The organism is Candidatus Dependentiae bacterium (assembly GCA_003511165.1).
Taxonomy (GTDB): Bacteria; Babelota; Babeliae; order Babelales; family UBA12411; genus UBA12411.
In genome coordinates, this window is sequence record DOJW01000001.1 from 148,634 (window position 1) to 165,141 (window position 16,508).

General features: G+C 32.2%; 16 protein-coding genes and 2 tRNA genes. 10 read left to right on the plus strand and 8 right to left on the minus strand.

The window, feature by feature from the left end; translation table 11 throughout:
- Window positions 1–24: 24 nt before the first annotated feature.
- Together DEA20_00745 and DEA20_00750 are read right to left on the minus strand one after the other, a co-directional pair.
- Entirely contained in the window at window positions 25–435 is a 411-nt protein-coding gene (locus tag DEA20_00745; protein HBS47719.1) for a nucleoside-diphosphate kinase, read from the minus strand.
- Between the two features lie 16 nt (window positions 436–451).
- Entirely contained in the window at window positions 452–2,275 is a 1,824-nt protein-coding gene (locus DEA20_00750; protein ID HBS47720.1) for a 30S ribosomal protein S1, read from the minus strand.
- A 349-nt stretch (window positions 2,276–2,624) separates the two neighbouring features.
- Between DEA20_00750 and DEA20_00755 the strand changes: the two genes are divergently transcribed.
- Genes DEA20_00755 through DEA20_00765 form a run of 3 tightly spaced genes read left to right on the plus strand, consistent with a single transcriptional unit; the run spans window position 2,625 to window position 4,647 of the window.
- Window positions 2,625–3,866, plus strand: coding sequence for a histidine--tRNA ligase (locus tag DEA20_00755; GenBank protein HBS47721.1), 1,242 nt, complete (start codon window positions 2,625–2,627; stop codon window positions 3,864–3,866).
- Between the two features lie 17 nt (window positions 3,867–3,883).
- The gene (locus tag DEA20_00760) at window positions 3,884–4,303 is read left to right on the plus strand and encodes a hypothetical protein (protein ID HBS47722.1); all 420 of its coding nucleotides are present in this window, start codon (window positions 3,884–3,886) and stop codon (window positions 4,301–4,303) included.
- Between the two features lie 5 nt (window positions 4,304–4,308).
- Window positions 4,309–4,647, plus strand: a complete 339-nt coding sequence (locus DEA20_00765; GenBank protein HBS47723.1) for a hypothetical protein — start codon at window positions 4,309–4,311, stop codon at window positions 4,645–4,647.
- On the opposite strand, the gene DEA20_00770 is transcribed toward DEA20_00765, so the two are convergent.
- From DEA20_00770 to DEA20_00790, 5 genes are read right to left on the minus strand one after another with little or no spacing between them, the layout of a single operon-like run.
- Complete coding sequence (locus tag DEA20_00770; protein ID HBS47724.1) at window positions 4,618–5,247, minus strand: hypothetical protein; 630 nt, start codon at window positions 5,245–5,247, stop codon at window positions 4,618–4,620. The two genes, DEA20_00765 and DEA20_00770, sit on opposite strands and share 30 nt — an antisense overlap.
- Complete coding sequence (gene pgsA, locus DEA20_00775) at window positions 5,244–6,260, minus strand: CDP-diacylglycerol--glycerol-3-phosphate 3-phosphatidyltransferase (protein ID HBS47725.1); 1,017 nt, start codon at window positions 6,258–6,260, stop codon at window positions 5,244–5,246. The genes DEA20_00770 and pgsA overlap by 4 nt, the downstream gene beginning before the upstream one ends.
- Entirely contained in the window at window positions 6,236–7,288 is a 1,053-nt protein-coding gene (locus DEA20_00780; GenBank protein ID HBS47726.1) for a hypothetical protein, read from the minus strand. Before DEA20_00780 ends, pgsA begins: the two co-directional genes overlap by 25 nt.
- Entirely contained in the window at window positions 7,278–8,168 is an 891-nt protein-coding gene (locus DEA20_00785) for a YicC family protein (protein HBS47727.1), read from the minus strand. Before DEA20_00785 ends, DEA20_00780 begins: the two co-directional genes overlap by 11 nt.
- A 13-nt stretch (window positions 8,169–8,181) precedes the next feature.
- Entirely contained in the window at window positions 8,182–8,898 is a 717-nt protein-coding gene (locus DEA20_00790) for a YebC/PmpR family DNA-binding transcriptional regulator (GenBank protein HBS47728.1), read from the minus strand.
- A 212-nt stretch (window positions 8,899–9,110) separates the two neighbouring features.
- On the opposite strand from DEA20_00790, the gene DEA20_00795 reads away from it, so the two are divergent.
- Both DEA20_00795 and DEA20_00800 read left to right on the plus strand, forming a co-directional pair.
- Window positions 9,111–9,866: a hypothetical protein gene (locus DEA20_00795; GenBank protein ID HBS47729.1), complete on the plus strand. Its 756-nt coding sequence runs from the start codon at window positions 9,111–9,113 to the stop codon at window positions 9,864–9,866.
- A 112-nt stretch (window positions 9,867–9,978) separates the two neighbouring features.
- Window positions 9,979–10,932, plus strand: a complete 954-nt coding sequence (locus DEA20_00800) for a hypothetical protein (GenBank protein ID HBS47730.1) — start codon at window positions 9,979–9,981, stop codon at window positions 10,930–10,932.
- On the opposite strand, the gene DEA20_00805 is transcribed toward DEA20_00800, so the two are convergent.
- Window positions 10,929–11,963, minus strand: coding sequence for a Holliday junction branch migration DNA helicase RuvB (locus DEA20_00805; GenBank protein ID HBS47731.1), 1,035 nt, complete (start codon window positions 11,961–11,963; stop codon window positions 10,929–10,931). The genes DEA20_00800 and DEA20_00805 overlap by 4 nt on opposite strands.
- A gap of 134 nt (window positions 11,964–12,097) precedes the next feature.
- On the opposite strand from DEA20_00805, the gene DEA20_00810 reads away from it, so the two are divergent.
- The 5 genes from DEA20_00810 (at window position 12,098) to DEA20_00830 (ending at window position 16,472) form a co-directional block, all read left to right on the plus strand.
- Window positions 12,098–12,173, plus strand: a tRNA-Lys gene (locus DEA20_00810).
- Between the two features lie 9 nt (window positions 12,174–12,182).
- Window positions 12,183–12,269: transfer RNA gene (locus DEA20_00815), tRNA-Leu, on the plus strand.
- 181 nt (window positions 12,270–12,450) lie between these two features.
- Window positions 12,451–13,782, plus strand: a complete 1,332-nt coding sequence (locus DEA20_00820; GenBank protein ID HBS47732.1) for a hypothetical protein — start codon at window positions 12,451–12,453, stop codon at window positions 13,780–13,782.
- 27 nt (window positions 13,783–13,809) lie between these two features.
- Entirely contained in the window at window positions 13,810–14,736 is a 927-nt protein-coding gene (trxB, locus tag DEA20_00825; GenBank protein HBS47733.1) for a thioredoxin-disulfide reductase, read from the plus strand.
- Between the two features lie 194 nt (window positions 14,737–14,930).
- Window positions 14,931–16,472 (plus strand): hypothetical protein, encoded by a 1,542-nt coding sequence (locus DEA20_00830; GenBank protein HBS47734.1) that lies wholly within the window; start codon window positions 14,931–14,933, stop codon window positions 16,470–16,472.
- Window positions 16,473–16,508 lie beyond the last annotated feature (36 nt).

Consider the following 16,508-nt stretch of genomic DNA (forward strand, 5'->3'; position numbering starts at 1 on the left):
TTTTTTTGCTATTTTTATTGAATCTTATTTCAGATTTGGGAAAAAGAAAGCAATTTCTTTTTGACCATTTTCAATAGAGTCTGAACCATGTGTTGCATTTGAATTTAAGCTTGTTCCATATAGTTTTCGTATACTGTTTGGTTCAGCTTTTTCTGGATTTGTAGCGCCCATTAAATTTCGCCATGCTAATACAGCGTTATCTTTTTCAAGGGCGATTGCAATGATTGGTCCTGATGTAATATATTCTACAAGTTCTCCAAAAAAAGGTTTTTCTCTATGAACTGCATAAAAAGCTTCACCTTGTTCTTTTGTTAATTGAAGTTTTTTCAAGTTGATTATTGTGAAACCTTCATGTTCGATTCGATCAATTATTTTACCAGAATATTTTTTAACAACACCATCTGGCTTAATTAGAGCTAATGTTCTTTCTGTCATAATTGTTCCTCAAGTTTTAGTTTTTATCTTTAATTTTAGCTGCGTGATCTGCTAATGCTTGTTGTAAGGAGTTGTTGAAACCATTCTTAGCTGGAGCTTCTGCATGAGCTGTTTTCTTTTTAGGCGCAGCAGCGGAAGTTGTTTTTTCTTTAGCAACTACTTTTTCTTTAGCAACTGTTTTTTCTTTAGTTTCTTGAGGAATTGTTAAAGCTTTTAAGCTCAAAGCAAGCTTTCTTTCTTCTTGGTTAACTTTGATAATTTTGAAGCTGACTTGTTCGCCAACTTTTAAAATATCTTCAATTTTACCAATTTCTTTGTTTGAAAGTTCAGAAATATGAGCTAAGCCTTCAATGCCGTCTTGGAATTTAACAAAAGCACCGAAATTGGTAATTTTTGTTATTGTTCCTTCGACAACTGTGCCTACTGGATATCTTTGTTCAATATCTTTCCAAGGATCATCTTTAAGTTGTTTGATACCTAAGGATATTTTTCTATTGTCTGGATCTATAGAAAGTACAACAGCTTCAACAGCATCACCTTTTTTGAAGAGTTCATTTGGATGAGCTATATGATCTGTCCAAGATAAATCTGAAACGTGAACAAGTCCGTCGATTCCATTAGCGACTCTAACAAATAAACCGAAATCAGTAATATTGCTGATTTGGCCTTTGATTTTTTCGCCAGGTTTGATTGTTTCAGCTACCTTTTTCCAAGGATCTTCAGCAAGTTGTTTGATACTTAGAGACATTCTACGATTTTCTACATCAAGTGCTACGATTTTAGCTTTGATTTCATCGCCTATTTTGTAATGCTTTGAAAGGTTTGCGATTCTGTCTGTCCATGAAATTTCTGAAATATGTACAAGACCTTCAATACCTTTTTCGATCTCAGCAAATAAGCCGTAATCCGTGATGCTTGAAATTTTGCCTGTTACTGTGCTGCCTATTGAATATTTATTTTCGATATTCAACCAAGGATTGTCGGTTAATTGTTTCATGCCAAGAGAGATTTTTTCTCTGTCTTTATCAAATGATAAAACTTTTACAGAGATGGTATCGCCAATCTTTACAAGTTCGCTTGGATGATTGACTCTTCCCCATGACATGTCTGTAATATGTAATAATCCGTCGATTCCGCCGATATCAACAAACACACCGTAATTGGTGATATTTTTTACGATACCGCTAACAACTTGACCTTCTTGAATAGTATCAAGTGCTTTTTTGCGATCTTCGTATTTTTGTTCTTCAATATATTTTCTTCTTGAGATGATGACGTTGCCACGTTTTTTGTTAACTTTTAAGATTTTGCAAGTAACTTCTTGACCTACGAATTGGTCAAAATCAGATACTCTTTGAACGTCAACTTGAGAGCCTGGTAAGAAAGCTGGAATTCCGATATCTACGCTTAAACCACCTTTGACTTTATGAGTGACTATACCGCTGACAGGTTCATCTTTTTCAGATGTTTCAGTGATTTTATTCCATGCGCGAAGAGCTTTTGCTTTTTGGTAGGAAAGAACTACGTTTCCACTTTCATCTTCTAAACGATCGATTACTACTTCTAGGTCGTTGCCAGGTGTAAGTCTTTTAAGTTCGATTGGCGAAAATTCATGAGATGGAATTAGTCCGTTAGATTTGTATTGAATATCGATTAAGACACCATCAGAACTTGCATTTACAATTTTTCCAGCGAGAACAATTCCTTCTTGGAATTGATTGATTTCGCCATATAAAGATTCAAGTTCTTTTAATTGTTCTTGATTTAGCGCGCCTTCTTGCTCGCTAAACTCGAAATTTAACATTGCCGAAGTATTCAAACCGCTTGGTTTTTTTTGCATATCGATTATTCCTTAGTGGTTGCCTTTAATTTGAGGTCTTTTTTGACCATCATTTAAGGTTAAAAGGGTTAAAAAATGATAAAATATTACAAAACAAACTATCTACTAGCCGCTTAATTACAAATCAACAAATTTTGATTGGTAGATTTGATAAAAAGATTTTAGAAATCAGCATTATCCTAGCTTGCAAACAGTACAATAAAAAGTATCAAAAAATTTTCATGTAGTCAAATAAGCCCAATTTTAAAAGACTAAAAAATTTTGAGCTATTTCTAACTTTTGCTAAACTCTTAAAATGTTTGAAAATAAACATTATTTATTGGAGTTTTAAGATTAAAAAGGAAAAAGTATGTTTTCAAAAGTTCGTGGAACTGAAGATTTGCTTGATTTAACATTGTACAATTTTCTCATTGATGAATTTAAAAAACATTTAAATTTATATAATTTTATAGAAATTCAAACTCCGATTTTGGAACATACAAATCTTTTTGTACGCTCGCTTGGTAGTGAAACGGATGTGGTAACAAAAGAAATGTACACATTTAAAAGTGGCTCTGAGGAAAGCATTTGTCTTCGTCCGGAAGCAACAGCTCCAACTATGCGGGCTTTTCTTGAAAATCAGCCAGCAACTCCATGGAAAGTTTACGCCCATGGTCCAATGTTTCGACATGAACGTCCTCAAAAAGGTCGATGGAGGCAATTTTCTCAATTTAATATAGAAATTATTGGAGCAAGCTCCATCGCTCAAGATGCAAACATTATAAAAATGTTTGATTCTTTTTTTAGTGAAAAACTAAAATTTCAAAATTATATCTTAAAAATCAATTTTTTAGGCGTTTCTTCAGATCGAGTAAAGTTTAAAGAAGAGCTTTATAAATTTTTGCAAAAAAATGAAAACGATATTTGTGAAACATGTAAAGTGCGCAAAGAAAAAAATATTTTGCGAGTATTTGACTGCAAAGAAGAGAAATGTGCAGCTCTTTATAAAACTGCGCCAAAACTAGTTGATTTTTTATCAGACGAATCCAAACAAGAATGGGAATATCTTCAAAAATTATTAACACATCTATCGGTTAATTTTGTTTATGATAGTTCCCTTGTCAGAGGTTTAGACTATTACAACAAAACTGTTTTTGAATTTTGTTCTTCAGATTTGGGAGCGCAAACAGCTTTTGGTGGCGGAGGAAGATATGATGGTTTAGCTTTAGAGCTTGGTTCAAGTCAAGATTATCCATCGATTGGCGCAGGTTTTGGGATTGGTAGAATTCTTATGATCTTGGATTTAATAAAAGATAAGCTTGTTTTGCCCCAAACACCTTCACTTAATGTGATTATTCCGCTTTCAAAAGATGAAGTTAGTTTAGCCTTGTTACTTGCAGATGCTATGCAAGCTGCAAATTTGTGTACAGATTTAATTTTGGATAATGCATCTGTGACCAACATGATGAAAAAAGCTAATAAAATGGGGGCAAAATATGTTCTCATTTTGGGCGAGAGTGAGAGAATGGCGGGAACTGTTTCGGTCAAAAATATGCAAACAGGGGAAGCAAAAGTAATTAAGCAATCGGAAGTTGTATCGTTTTTAAAATAAGAATTAGGGAATAATTTATGAAATTACAAAAAATATTACTTTTGTGTTTAGCCTTAAACATTTATTTATTATCTGCAGATAAAATAATTTCTTTTAAAGAAGTGGATATTTTGGTTAAAGGTCCTGTTTCAGGGTTACTTATTAATGAAAAATATCCTATTGAATATTCAAAATTTAAAACAGTTACGTCTGTTTTAGAAACGATAGTATCATTAAGAACGCAATATTTAAGTAGATTAGATTTAGATCCTATTAAAAAATCAGAAATGATGGGAAATGAGTTAGTGAGATTTTTACAAGCTAAACGTTGCGAAGAAGATGAAGCTAATTTTCTTTTAATTGTTTTGGATGTGCTGAAAGCTTTAGATGTTCCAGAAATTAGAAGTAAAGAAGTTGTAGAATTTTATAATTGTTATGGAATAAATATTAGGAGATAAAATATATGAAAAAATTAATTAAATTGGCTTTAGTTTCTTTGACAATTGCGAGTTTTGCTCTTGCAATGGAGGCTATGCCAAGAAGAAAAAATAGCTTATCGTTACGTTATTTAAAGGCTAATGAGGAAACAACAAAAAATCCAACGGAGGCTATTAGGTTTTCGGATAAAGAAAGTGCGCGGACTTTTATTGCTGAAATAATGAAGTCCAATTTTAGTGTAACGACCAATTCTGTATTGTACATTCCAAAAAGCTTCACATTAGAAGGATTGAATTTTTGGGTAATTTCTGTTATTGAACCAGAGGATTCTACTTTAACTAACGAACAAGAAAAACAGCAATAAAATAATCGCTACAAAATAAACAGAATCAAATCGGTCTAATAATCCACCATGTCCAGGCAAAATTGAGCCGGTGTCTTTGACGCCGGCTTTTCTTTTTAAAAATGATTCGAAAATATCGCCGCCAAAAGCCACAAGTGTTAACAGGATCGAAATTGAAACTGTTTGATATAAATTTTTGTGAAGTAAAAATAAATTAACAATTGTTACAAAGGCAAAGCTCCCAAGCAATCCTTCAAATGTTTTTTTAGGGCTTATTTGCGGACAAATTTTGTGTTTGCCTAAAAATTTACCTACAAAATATCCAGCCGTGTCCGCCGTCCATGCGATTAAAAATGGATAAAGCGCGATTAATTTGTTTGAGCTGTAAAAGTGTTTTGTTAAATAAATTAAACAAATGGTTGGAAGTATTGGATAAAGTGGTGTGATAAGCCAAAAATTTAAACTTTTAGGATTAATGATTTTAGGCCATTCAAATATTAAAATGTAAATCAAAACTGCTAACAAAATAATTGTGCATAAGTTAGCAGAATAAAAAAAACATCCGAAGAATAAAATTCCACTTATTGTTCCTGTCAAAATTCGCTTTAATGTTTCATTCATACTAAAAACCTCATCAATATAAAAATTATCAAATTTGTATAAAAGGCTGCCAAAATATCATCGAGCATTATACCTAATCCGCCATTTATTTTTTCTACTTTTTTAATCAAAAATGGTTTGAAAATATCAAAAAATCTAAAAATAAAAAAAGTTGCAAAATACCAAACAAAGTTTTGGGGTAACATGAAAGTTGCAAACCACATTCCGACTACTTCATCAATAACAATTTGCGCGGGATCTTTTTGTCCTAATTTTTCAGCTACAAATTTAGAAGAAACTACACCTAGGGTGAATAAGATAAATAAAATTTGAAAGAATGTTATTGTTTGAACTTGTGGTAAAAATAAAAATAAAAGCATAGCTATGAAACTTGCGATAGTTCCGGGTGCATATTTAATTTTTCCAATATAAAAAAATGTTGTTAAAAATTCGTAAGTTTTAAATACAACTTTGCTTTGATTTATGGCTTTGATTTTATGTAGATAATCCATAGCGCTTTCTATGGTTGAAAATGCTATAAAGAATGTAAAAATCGGTAAAATATAAGATGATGCAATTACCAAAAGTTGTATTTCCGATGCAAAGTAAAATTTGCAAAGTAAAAACAAAAATAAAAAATAAATAAATATAAATTGGAATGTGGTTTTAAATTTTGCATTTTTAGAAGTTTGTAATGAATTTCCTGTTTTTATCATGAAAATTCTCAAACAAGTTATTAGTAAATCTCGAATAAAAATTATTATCAAAAACCAAAGCGGTATAATGTTTAGAAAATAAAAAGCTGCAAATGTAGATAAGATTAATACTTTGTCTGCGAGCGGATCTAAAAATTTTCCAAACTCAGAATTTGCATTATATTTTCGTGCGACTTTACCATCAAAAAAATCTGTAATGCTTGCAATAGTAAAAATTACAATCGCAATAAAATAATGATTTTCATTGAAGATAAAATATAAAAAAAGTGGCGTAAGTAATATACGGAATAGGGTTAAGATGTTTGGCAAAAAGTACATTTTATTTTATTTAAAACTTCTTGTGGGGTAATGGATTTAATATGGAGATCTTTAGGGGCAAATATTATTTTGGATTCCTCAAGCTTGTATGGTTTCCACTCTGGAGATTTTGTTCTCATGAGTGCAATTTGCGGAATTTTTAAAGCTTGAGCCAAATGCATTGTAGATGTTTCTACGGAGATTACTAAGTTACAGAGTGAAAGCATTGCAGGTAGTTCAAAAAAACTTTCTTTTGCTGTAAAAAAGATGATGTTTTCATTTTTATAAATTTCTTTTTTATTTTCAAAGTTTTCAACTTCTTGTGGTGGTATGTTTACAATGAAATTTTGGTTGGCAAATTTTGGAATTTTTTTTAGCTCTGATATCAATGAAGCTACATTTTCCATTGGCCAGCTTCTTTTTTTATTGCTTGCAAAAGCATTGATAAAAACTGATGATCGATTTTTCATTTGTGGATGTTTTGCTAAAACTGAAGTTTCTATTTTTTTATCAATCTCGATTTGTGGTAATTTTTCTTCATCTTTTAATTTAAAATTAAATAGTCTTTCAAACCAGAAGCCATAAAGATCTGTTATGTGACAATTTGGTAGAGAATCTTTTAAAAACATATTTAAATTTCTGTCATATTTCTCTTCATTACTTCGAATTCCAGCTTTAAAAGCAGATTTACTTATTTTTTCAGTGTAATCATTGTAAACCCAAGGGCGCAGGCATCCAAACGAGATTACTTGAATATAATTTTCAGCGGCTGCTTTTTGTAAAAATTCTTTTTTAGATTTGGGATTCGATGTTACATGATAAACGATATCGAAGATATTGCTTTTTTTTGCCCATTCTACGACAGCATTTGATTGTTGTGGTTTTTTGAAAAAATTAAACCAAAAGCTTGATTTTCCACGGCTTTCATCGACACAAAGATCTATTTTTAAAAAAGAAAGTTTTTCTGTTAATTTTTTAAAATATGGTTGCATGTATAAAAAGTCGCCAATTGCAAGATGAGTTATAAAAAGTGTTTTTTTAGAGGACATTTTGAACTTGCTCTCGGATTTTTTCAAGTTCCACTTTGATATTAACAGCAAGAGTATTTAGATCAAAGTTTGATCCCTTAGCGGTAATTGTATTGATTTCGCGGGCAAGTTCTTGCAAAACAAAATCTAAATGTTTTCCCTTTTCGGCGTCTTTATTTTTTATTATTTTTTTTGCATTATCGAGGTGACTTTGAAATCTTATGACTTCTTCGTTTATGTCCATTTTGTTAAGGATTGCATATGCATTTTCAAGTTGTCCTTTTGCTTCTTCGTTTCCTTCTTGTGCGGAGGAAAGTGTTTTAGAAACCAAGTTTTTTTGTTCTTTCATCAATTGTTCATTTATTTTCTTAATTTTTTCCATCAAAGAAGTACAGCTTTTTATGCGGTCTTCTAAATCTTTTTGAATGCATGCTCCTTCATTTCTTCTAGATTTAGCAAGCTTTTCAGCTGCTTTTTTTATAGCATCCAAAATCGCATCGATTACGGTTTTAGTGATTTCTATTTTTTCTGTTACAAAAACATTGGGCAGTGAAAGTATGTCGGAAATGGTGATATTTCCTTGAAGTTGAAATTTGGATTTTAATGTTTTTGCTGCTGTTATGTATGATTCGACAACGGAAATGGAGGGAGAAATTTTTTGAAGTTCATTATCGCCAGATTCTGTTGAAATCGTAAGATAAATTCGTCCTCTTAAAATGTTATTTTTGAGCATGGAAGTTATATCATTTTCAAGAAAAATCAGACTGTTTGGAAATCTACATGTGATTTCAAAAAATCTAGAATTGATCGATTTTAGTTCGATGTTGAGATTTATTTTTTTCTTTTTATTTAAGTTTATTTCTACTATTTGATTTCCGTAACCTGTCATACTAAGCAGCATTGTACATCTCCTTTTATTTTAAATTGGCAAAGACGCTGTTAACATCATCAAGATCTTCTAGCTCTTCAAGTAATTTATAAACTTTTTCTTCATCATGAGCTGATGTTTCAAGAGGATTTTTTGCAACCCATGCTATTTCGGATGATTCAACTTTTAAGTTTTGTGTTTCTGCCGCTTTTTTAACTTTTTCGAGATCTTCGGTCGCGCAATAAATATGGAAAAGATCTTCGTCTAAAGAAATATCATCAATATTGTAATCTATTAATTTTTCTAAAACTTCATCTTCGCTATGTCCGTTTGATTTTATTGCTATAACACCTTTTTTTTCAAACATCCAACTAACCGAGCCGCCTTCGCCTAGTTTTCCGCCAGATTTTATAAATAAATGTCGAAGGTCTGAAACCGTTCTGTTTTTATTATCGGATAAAGTTTCAACTAAAATTGCTACTCCAGCTGGTCCATATCCTTCGTACATAAATGGTTCATAATTTTCGCCTGCAAGTTCGCCAGTTCCTTTTTTTATCGCACGGGTAATATTGTCGATAGGCATATTTTCAGATTTTGCTTTTTCTATCAAAAGTCTTAATTTTGCATTTCCAGCGATATCGCCACCGCCATCTCTTGCAGCGACAGTTATTTCTCTAATGATTTTTGTAAATACTTTACCTTTTTTAGCATCTAGAGCGGCCTTTTTTCTTTTTATCGTCGCCCATTTAGAATGTCCTGACATAGTTTCTCCAATGTTTATAAATTTCAAATTTATAAATGATTCCAGAATAATTTAACTATTTTTGTTTTAATTGTCGACTTGCGGATTTATAAAAAATTTTATTTGAATTACAAAACTTAATTTAAAGTTTTTACGACTTGATTGAGAGTTTGGTTTAAGAAGGGCTAAAATTAAAATAAAGGTAAGAATTCTCTATCGAAGGGGGGCTTGAGATGAGAAGTTTTTTATCAGGTTTTAAACAATTGGCATTGTTTATTCTTTTATTGTTTCCAATAAATATTTTAAGTTTTTTTCCTGCTTTATCTAACGATCAAATAATTGATGCTGCAAAGAATTTTTTTTCGCAGGTGATTGGTTTTGATACTGTGATGGAAAATTTTGAGCGCGATAAAGAGGGACAAAAAGGTAGGGTTTTTGAATTGGAAGCTGCGCTTTTTGCGCTTGGGGAAAAGAATCAAATAGTTGAAGGTTTTAGCTTGCAGATAGAACCGATTAATGGTCCGCAAGATGTTTGTTTTGCGGGTATAGATTTTCAATTTAGAACAACCGAATATGATGTGGTAACAAATCGATATTTGATAGAAGCCAAAAATTGTAGAAATTTGCATGGTAGTAAAGCCGAATATCAGTTTAATAAAGAGCATCATGTTTTAGGGTGGTTGAGATTACTTCGGGATGAAATAAATAACGGTAGAGTAGGTGTTGATGTCCTTATGGATCGTAATAAATGGTATTTAAGTTTAAATGGTGACTGTACAAAAAATGTGCCATTAGGGTTAACTTGTTCTTGGCTTGCAAATGTGGTAAATAAAGAGGCATACAGATCCTTGTGGAAGGAATTACTTGAAGAGATTTATGCGAAAAAATTTGTAGTTTTTAGTAAAAATAAGGTTGGCAATGAATTTGTATCAATTATAGAAGAGGAAGGTATTAAAATTGTCGATGGCTCTAGAATTTATAGAAGCTAAATATCAGCTGCAATAAAATGAAATTATGTTAAATCTTATTTTATTGCAGTTGGTTATTCTGTTGAAGTAATATTACCCAAATGATAGTGTATAACTGTCAAAGGGGGAAGCAATGAATAGTTTAGTAAAAAAGCGTTCGCTTTATCACATCTTTAGATTGTTTTGGCCTAGTCGTTTTTATTTTTTTTTAATTTTATTTTCTTTTTTTTCAATAAATATATTTAGTTATAATAGAATATTGCCGTTTTCAAACGAAGAAGTTTTACTTTTCGGAAATAAATATTTTTTTGGTATTTCTGGCTTTGCTTCTACTTATTCAATTGCTCGGAAAAATCCATTAGATGATCTAGGAAGATGTTTTGAGATAGATACAGCTAGATTCTTTTGGGAAAATAAAGTTGATATAGTTGGCTTTGATTTACAGTTTGGTTTTATAGATTTTTCTCCTCAAGGCTTGAATTCACCACGAATTAATCATGCAAAGTTTTCTGAAGATAAAAAAATTAAATCTTATGGAGTAGAGTTTGATGTTATTACTTCAGATATGTTAATAGAATGCAAATCTGGTTGGATTGCAAATAAGCAAATTAGAGCTCTTAAAAAGAAAATAATATTTCTTGGGTGGATTGAGGAGTTATGGAAGAGAATTCAAAGTAAAGAGGCTGAAACTCCGCGGTGTGTTAATGTTGGAAGAAATTATTATTTAGTTGTGAAAGATTCAATTTTGACGGAGGATCAAGAACTTCATTTATATTGCTCTTATATAAAGTCTAAAAATTTAGATAAAAGTGAGGATCAAGAAAAGTTTATTAGGGATTGGTTTGCCTTTTTTAAAAGTTTATCTAAAAAAAGTTTTATGGTTTGTTATAAACCAGTTCTTTTTGAACAAGATAAAAATATTCTTTTAAATGAAGTTAAAGATGCTTATGAATTTATTTGTAAAACTAATTTTAATGAGAACTTTTCACTTTTAGATGGATATGATATTTATTTAGATGCTTCGCCTGCTCCAAGTGAAGATGAAATAAGTGATGCAGAAGAAGTTATGCTTTTGCGTCGATATTAAAAAAGTGAATTTTGTTCTATCACATCTTCATCGAGCAGCTTTTTTCGCAAGTAGGGTAATTTTTTAGGAGTTATTTGTCTACCGCGGGAGTTTTTCTGCAAAAGTCCAAGTCGTAGCAAAAAAGGCTCGCAAAATGTTTCGATTGTGTCTTTATCTTCGCCCGTCATTGCTGCAAGTGTTTCAAGACCTACAGGTCCTCCATCAAAATCTCTTATCATGCAGATCAAAATGTCTCTATCTAGCTTATTTAATCCATCATTATCAATTCCAAGAAAATTTAAAGCTTCATTAACAACGAAATCATCAATTATTTTTTGATTTTTTACTTGTGCGAAATCACGAACTCGTCTTAGTAATCTTTTAACAATTCGAGGTGTTCCTCGGCCTCTTTGACCCAAAATCAAAGCTGCTTGCGCAGTTATTTCCATCCCTAAATATTTACTGTTTTGCATAACAATTTGTGCTAAATCTTCAGATTCATAAAAATCAAGCCGTTCAACAATTCCAAATCGTGTTTGCAGCGGTCCAGAGATTAGAGAAGTTTTTGTAGTGGCACCGATTACTGTAAATCTGTTTAGTGGTAGTCTAACAGACTTTGCACCTGCTCCTTGACCTATGATCATGTCTATGCAGAAATTTTCCATTGCGCTGTACAAACTCTCTTCAACAATTTTTGGCAGACGGTGGATTTCGTCGATAAATAAGATTTCACGTTCTTCCATGTTTGAAATGATTGCAACCAAATCTCCACTTCGTTCCAAAACCGGTCCGCTTGTGATTTTTATATTAACCCCAAGCTCTTTTGCCATCACATTTGCAAGTGTTGTTTTACCAAGCCCAGGAGGTCCAAAAAGTAAAAGATGATCGAGCGCCTCGGATCGCATTTTGCAGGCTTTTGTGTAAACTTCCAGTTTTTCTTTGACTATTTTTTGTCCTAAATATTCATCAAAGTTTGATGGTTCAAAAGAAAAAGCCTTATCATCGGTGATTTCTTTTAGGTTTACAAGTTCAAGTGGAGTTTCTAAGTTCATTAAAATCTCTAAAAAGGTTAGTTTTAATTTTTAAATTTAGTTTCTAAAATTTACCACTAAACTTAAAATAATGCTTTCTGTTTTTTATAGATTTTGATAATATCGGGTTGTTTTCTTTTGATTTTCCAAATTTTGGGTTGCTAGCTCAATTGGTAGAGCAACAGACTCTTAATCTGCAGGTTCGGGGTTCGATTCCCCGGCGACCCACCAAAATAAGATGCAAGGGTGGCGAAATTGGTAGACGCACTGGCCTTAGGAGCCAGCCCTCGAAAGAGGATGGGGGTTCGAGTCCCCCCTCTTGCACCAAAATATCTAATTTTTATTCATAAGTTCTTGTGAAAATATTTATCTACGAAAAAATATTTGTAGGTTATTTCAACAAAATTGTTTTTTAATTTAGAACAAAATTTTAAAACACTCGCTAATTTTATTTTCGATAACTAAGCTACAAAAAAATTGTTTTTAAATTATTAAAGGAGAGTAATTTATGAACCAGGATTCTATTTCTTTTTTATCGCAAGAGGCTTTACCGACAAATGGCATACCGCTATTTTATGATATTTTCAATGTCTCTTCGCATCTTAGCCAGATTGAAGTTGTGGCACCGGCAAATATCGTTAATAAAATTTTTGATTTGACAGTTGAGCTTTGCAAAAGTGAGGTTCAAGTTTCGGGGTTCAATTCTGTTCCTGGGGTGTATCTAAAAGAACATTATAAAAACGAGATTGAAGCGGCGGTAAAAAGTTTTTTATTGCACTATTTTATTTTGGATTTTGTTATCGAAAAGATAATTGAAACTAAAGTACACATGGCAAGTTATCCTCGTCTTATAAAAATGAATCAAGATGAAAGAGGCAATATTTTGTTTTTATTTGATATTTCACTTGCAAACAAAATAGAAATTAAAGAGTGGAAATATTTTCCTTTTAAACCTCCTCGTAGAAAAAATTATAAAGATTTGGATAAGCAGGTAGATATTTTTTTACGCAAAGAGCTTGAGTGTACTAAAAAGTCATCAACCGATACCGTAGAGCCTGGGGACTGGATTTGTTTCGAAGCTCTTTTGGTTGATAGAGATAAAAATGTAGTTTTTGATAGTTTCAAACAAGATTTGTGGATTCGAGTTGATTTTCAATCTTTTGCCGATATTGCAAATAAATATTTTATAGGCAAAAAAGAGGGTGACAGTTTTATTATTGATTATTTACCAATAAGCAAAGGTTTTGAAGACAACTTATTTGAAAAGCATAGTTTTTTGATCAAGATCAAAGAAGTTGTGAAGGGCAATGTTTTTTTGCTTAGCGATTTCAAAATTAATTTTAAGTTGAAAAACAAAGTTGAAATGCATGAAAAACTGGTTGAAGTTTTCTCATTTCGAAATGATATCTCTCAGCGAAGAGCTATCATCGAAGAAATGTTTCATATATTTTTTTCAAAACATCGCTTTGAAGTTCCAAAACATCTTGTGATTAGAAAGCAAGAAGATCTTCTTGCTGTGCTTAAAAACAAACCGGATTATTCGGTTTACAAGCAAAATAAAGATTTTGAAGATCAAGTTGAGCGCCTTGCAGAGCGGATTTTGAAGGAAGAAATTTTGATAGATCAAATTGCAAGTAGCGAAAATATGGAAGTAGATTCGAAAGATATTAAATGTTATCTTAATCTTCTTTGCAATAGCAGGTTAAAAGAATTTATTTATTTTAAGCCGGGCAATGATCTTTTTGAAGAAGGCTCTATTCCGGTGAAAGATGTTTCTTTAAAACAAATTTGCAGAAGAGAAAAAACTTTAAACTTTATTCTTTATACATTAACTAAATGACATAGAATTTTTTGAAAGGTTCCTTAGATGAAAAGAAAGGTTGTAATTATTGGATCAGGTCCAGCAGGCCTTACAGCAGCGATTTATACAGCTCGTGCAAAGTTGAATCCTCTTGTGATCGAAGGTAACTCGCCTGGTGGGCAGCTTGTGACAACTACATACATTGAAAATTGGCCAGGGGAAAAAAAGATACTTGGTGCACAATTGATGAACAATATTCGTGAACATGCAAAAGCATATGGTGCAGAGATTATTTCCGATTTGGCTGTCAATGTTGATTTTTCTTCGCAACCTTACAAAATTTTTACTCAAAGTGGCAAAATAATCGAATCCGATTCTGTCATCATCGCAACCGGCGCATCACACCGCAAACTAAATATTGGGGGTGAAAAAGAATATTGGGGGCGAGGTGTTGGTACATGCGCAACATGCGATGGTCCATTTTTTGCAGAGCAAGATGTAGTGATAATCGGTGGTGGAAATACCGCCGTCACAGAAGCTTCGTTTTTGTGTCGCTTTGCCAAAAAAATCACAATCATCCAAAATTTGGAAACTCTTTCTGCAAACGATCCGATCAAAGATGAAGTTTTAGCAGATCCAAAAATTAATGTAGTTTACAATTCGCTTGCTATGGAAATCGTTGGTGACGGGCAAAATGTTACCGGTGTAAAAATCAAAAATCAAAAAGACAATTCTACATCTGTGATTCCAGCGCGCGGCGTTTTTGTCGCTATAGGTTTCAAACCAAACACTGAAATTTTCAAAAATCATTTGGAAGTTGATTCGTATGGATATTTAAAACTTTCAGGTTCTACCCAAACCAGCAAAGAGGGAATTTTTGCAGCTGGTGATGTAGCCGATTTTAAATATATGCAGGCGATAGTTTCTTCAGGTTTTGGATGCATGGCTGCGCTTGATTGTGAAATTTATTTGAGGGGAAAGAAGAAAGAGTAATATTAAATATTATGATAGAAAAGAAAAAATATTACATTAATAAACAAGCAACTCTTCTAGATATTAATTTTTAGTTTTTTTTACAAAAATCTTTTCTTTTTAAAAAACATTTATATACATTGAATTTCAACTGCCAAAAGCAGCGATGAATAAACAATAAAAATAGTTACAAAAAACCTTTTAAAAGGAGAGCAATGAAAAAAAGGTTCATGAAAGTTTTAGCATCAAGTATTGTTGTTATTGCATTCATTCCGCCATTGTGTGCAAAAAACGACAAAACAAGTCAAACGTTTTTTATGCCTAGAACATCAACCGAAAATGGTGTTTTGGAAATGGCGTTAAACGGATTTGAATTAACTCATGCACAATATAAGCACGATCAAGCGGAATATGTTAGACCTAAAAATCGTCCTATGGTGTATTTTCAAGATATATACTATATGGAACAATCTAGAAATGATGAAGATTTAGCAAAATATTTTTTACTAGGTAACAAAACGGAACTTAATGTCTTGCAGTCTGGCGGTGGAGATATATATTCTGGTTGGTTAGGTTTATATGGCTCAACAGGTCATTATGATAAAATGTTTAGTATCAGACCTAAAAGAAAAATATTTGGAGCTACAATAAATTATCATCAAGATTTAAGTCCTATGGTAAACAATTTATGGTTCGCAGCATTTCTTCCTGTTGTTAAAGCAGAACATTATTTAAAACTTATTGAGTATAAACAAGGTGAAGCTGCTGTAGAGTCTATAGGTACACCTCTTTCATTTAATCAACCGAATCCAAATCCAGCAAGTGCACGTTTTACTGATATTAGAAGCGCATTGAACAATATGTACTGGAAGTATGGTAAATTCAGTACAAGCAAAATGCATCTTGTAAGTCTTGATGATCTACAGTTAAAGCTTGGTTATAATATTTTAACAAATTACAAAAAATATCACTGGGGTGTTTACGGAGATTTACTCATTGCTTTGGGGGATGCGCCTAAAGCAGATTATCTTTTTGAATCAATGGTTGGAAACGGTGGACATACAGGTCTTGGAATTGGTACTAATTTTGACTGCTCTATTTTCACAGGTAAAAAACGCAATATTTTTTTATATGGTGATTTGAAATATAGATATCTTTTTTCATCCACAGAAAAACGTTCATTTGATCTTGTAAATAATGGAAACTGGTCAAGATATATGTGGGTTGTAAAAAATGATGGTCTTGGAACATTGGATTATGGAATAAACAATTTCACGCGTGATTTGAAAGTTAAGCCAAAAAGCCAATTTGAAGGTTTACTAGCATTGCACGGCAAATTTTCTGACTTTAATGTAGAGCTTGGTTACAATTTGTGGGCAAAGCAAGCTGAAAAAGTTAGCTTGAAGCAAGCATGGAATGCAGAGACTGAAAATATTGGTTTACCTGCATATACTGCCGGTGGAGTTCTTCAAACAGCTGTAACAGGTTCTGCAGGTAAAATTGCCAACAATGTTCGAGATTCTCGGCAGGTTGCATCTGACTCATCGTTTGTTAGAATTCAAGCAAGCGATTTAAATCTTGCATCTGCTGCGCATCAATCAGTTCTTGCACAAAAATTTTATGCTGGCGTTGGTTTAAATTATAGATTTTTTAAACGTCCTTGCATGATAGGTGTTACCGGTTCTTATGAATTTGGTTCATCAAATACAGCTCTTGATCAATGGGGAATCATGCTCAATACAAACTTCAGTTTTTAATAATTTAGTAAAAAATAAAAAAGGAGGGGGAAATTT

What these genes read in the sequence shown, in the direction of transcription:
- DEA20_00745 (HBS47719.1), bottom strand. Translation starts at nt 435, where the DNA reads ATGACAGAAAGAACATTAGCTCTAATTAAGCCAGATGGTGTTGTTAAA.
- DEA20_00750 (HBS47720.1), bottom strand. Translation starts at nt 2,275, where the DNA reads ATGCAAAAAAAACCAAGCGGTTTGAATACTTCGGCAATGTTAAATTTC.
- DEA20_00755 (HBS47721.1), top strand. Translation starts at nt 2,625, where the DNA reads ATGTTTTCAAAAGTTCGTGGAACTGAAGATTTGCTTGATTTAACATTG.
- DEA20_00760 (HBS47722.1), top strand. Translation starts at nt 3,884, where the DNA reads ATGAAATTACAAAAAATATTACTTTTGTGTTTAGCCTTAAACATTTAT.
- DEA20_00765 (HBS47723.1), top strand. Translation starts at nt 4,309, where the DNA reads ATGAAAAAATTAATTAAATTGGCTTTAGTTTCTTTGACAATTGCGAGT.
- DEA20_00770 (HBS47724.1), bottom strand. Translation starts at nt 5,247, where the DNA reads ATGAATGAAACATTAAAGCGAATTTTGACAGGAACAATAAGTGGAATT.
- pgsA (HBS47725.1), bottom strand. Translation starts at nt 6,260, where the DNA reads ATGTACTTTTTGCCAAACATCTTAACCCTATTCCGTATATTACTTACG.
- DEA20_00780 (HBS47726.1), bottom strand. Translation starts at nt 7,288, where the DNA reads ATGTCCTCTAAAAAAACACTTTTTATAACTCATCTTGCAATTGGCGAC.
- DEA20_00785 (HBS47727.1), bottom strand. Translation starts at nt 8,168, where the DNA reads ATGCTGCTTAGTATGACAGGTTACGGAAATCAAATAGTAGAAATAAAC.
- DEA20_00790 (HBS47728.1), bottom strand. Translation starts at nt 8,898, where the DNA reads ATGTCAGGACATTCTAAATGGGCGACGATAAAAAGAAAAAAGGCCGCT.
- DEA20_00795 (HBS47729.1), top strand. Translation starts at nt 9,111, where the DNA reads ATGAGAAGTTTTTTATCAGGTTTTAAACAATTGGCATTGTTTATTCTT.
- DEA20_00800 (HBS47730.1), top strand. Translation starts at nt 9,979, where the DNA reads ATGAATAGTTTAGTAAAAAAGCGTTCGCTTTATCACATCTTTAGATTG.
- DEA20_00805 (HBS47731.1), bottom strand. Translation starts at nt 11,963, where the DNA reads ATGAACTTAGAAACTCCACTTGAACTTGTAAACCTAAAAGAAATCACC.
- DEA20_00820 (HBS47732.1), top strand. Translation starts at nt 12,451, where the DNA reads ATGAACCAGGATTCTATTTCTTTTTTATCGCAAGAGGCTTTACCGACA.
- trxB (HBS47733.1), top strand. Translation starts at nt 13,810, where the DNA reads ATGAAAAGAAAGGTTGTAATTATTGGATCAGGTCCAGCAGGCCTTACA.
- DEA20_00830 (HBS47734.1), top strand. Translation starts at nt 14,931, where the DNA reads ATGAAAAAAAGGTTCATGAAAGTTTTAGCATCAAGTATTGTTGTTATT.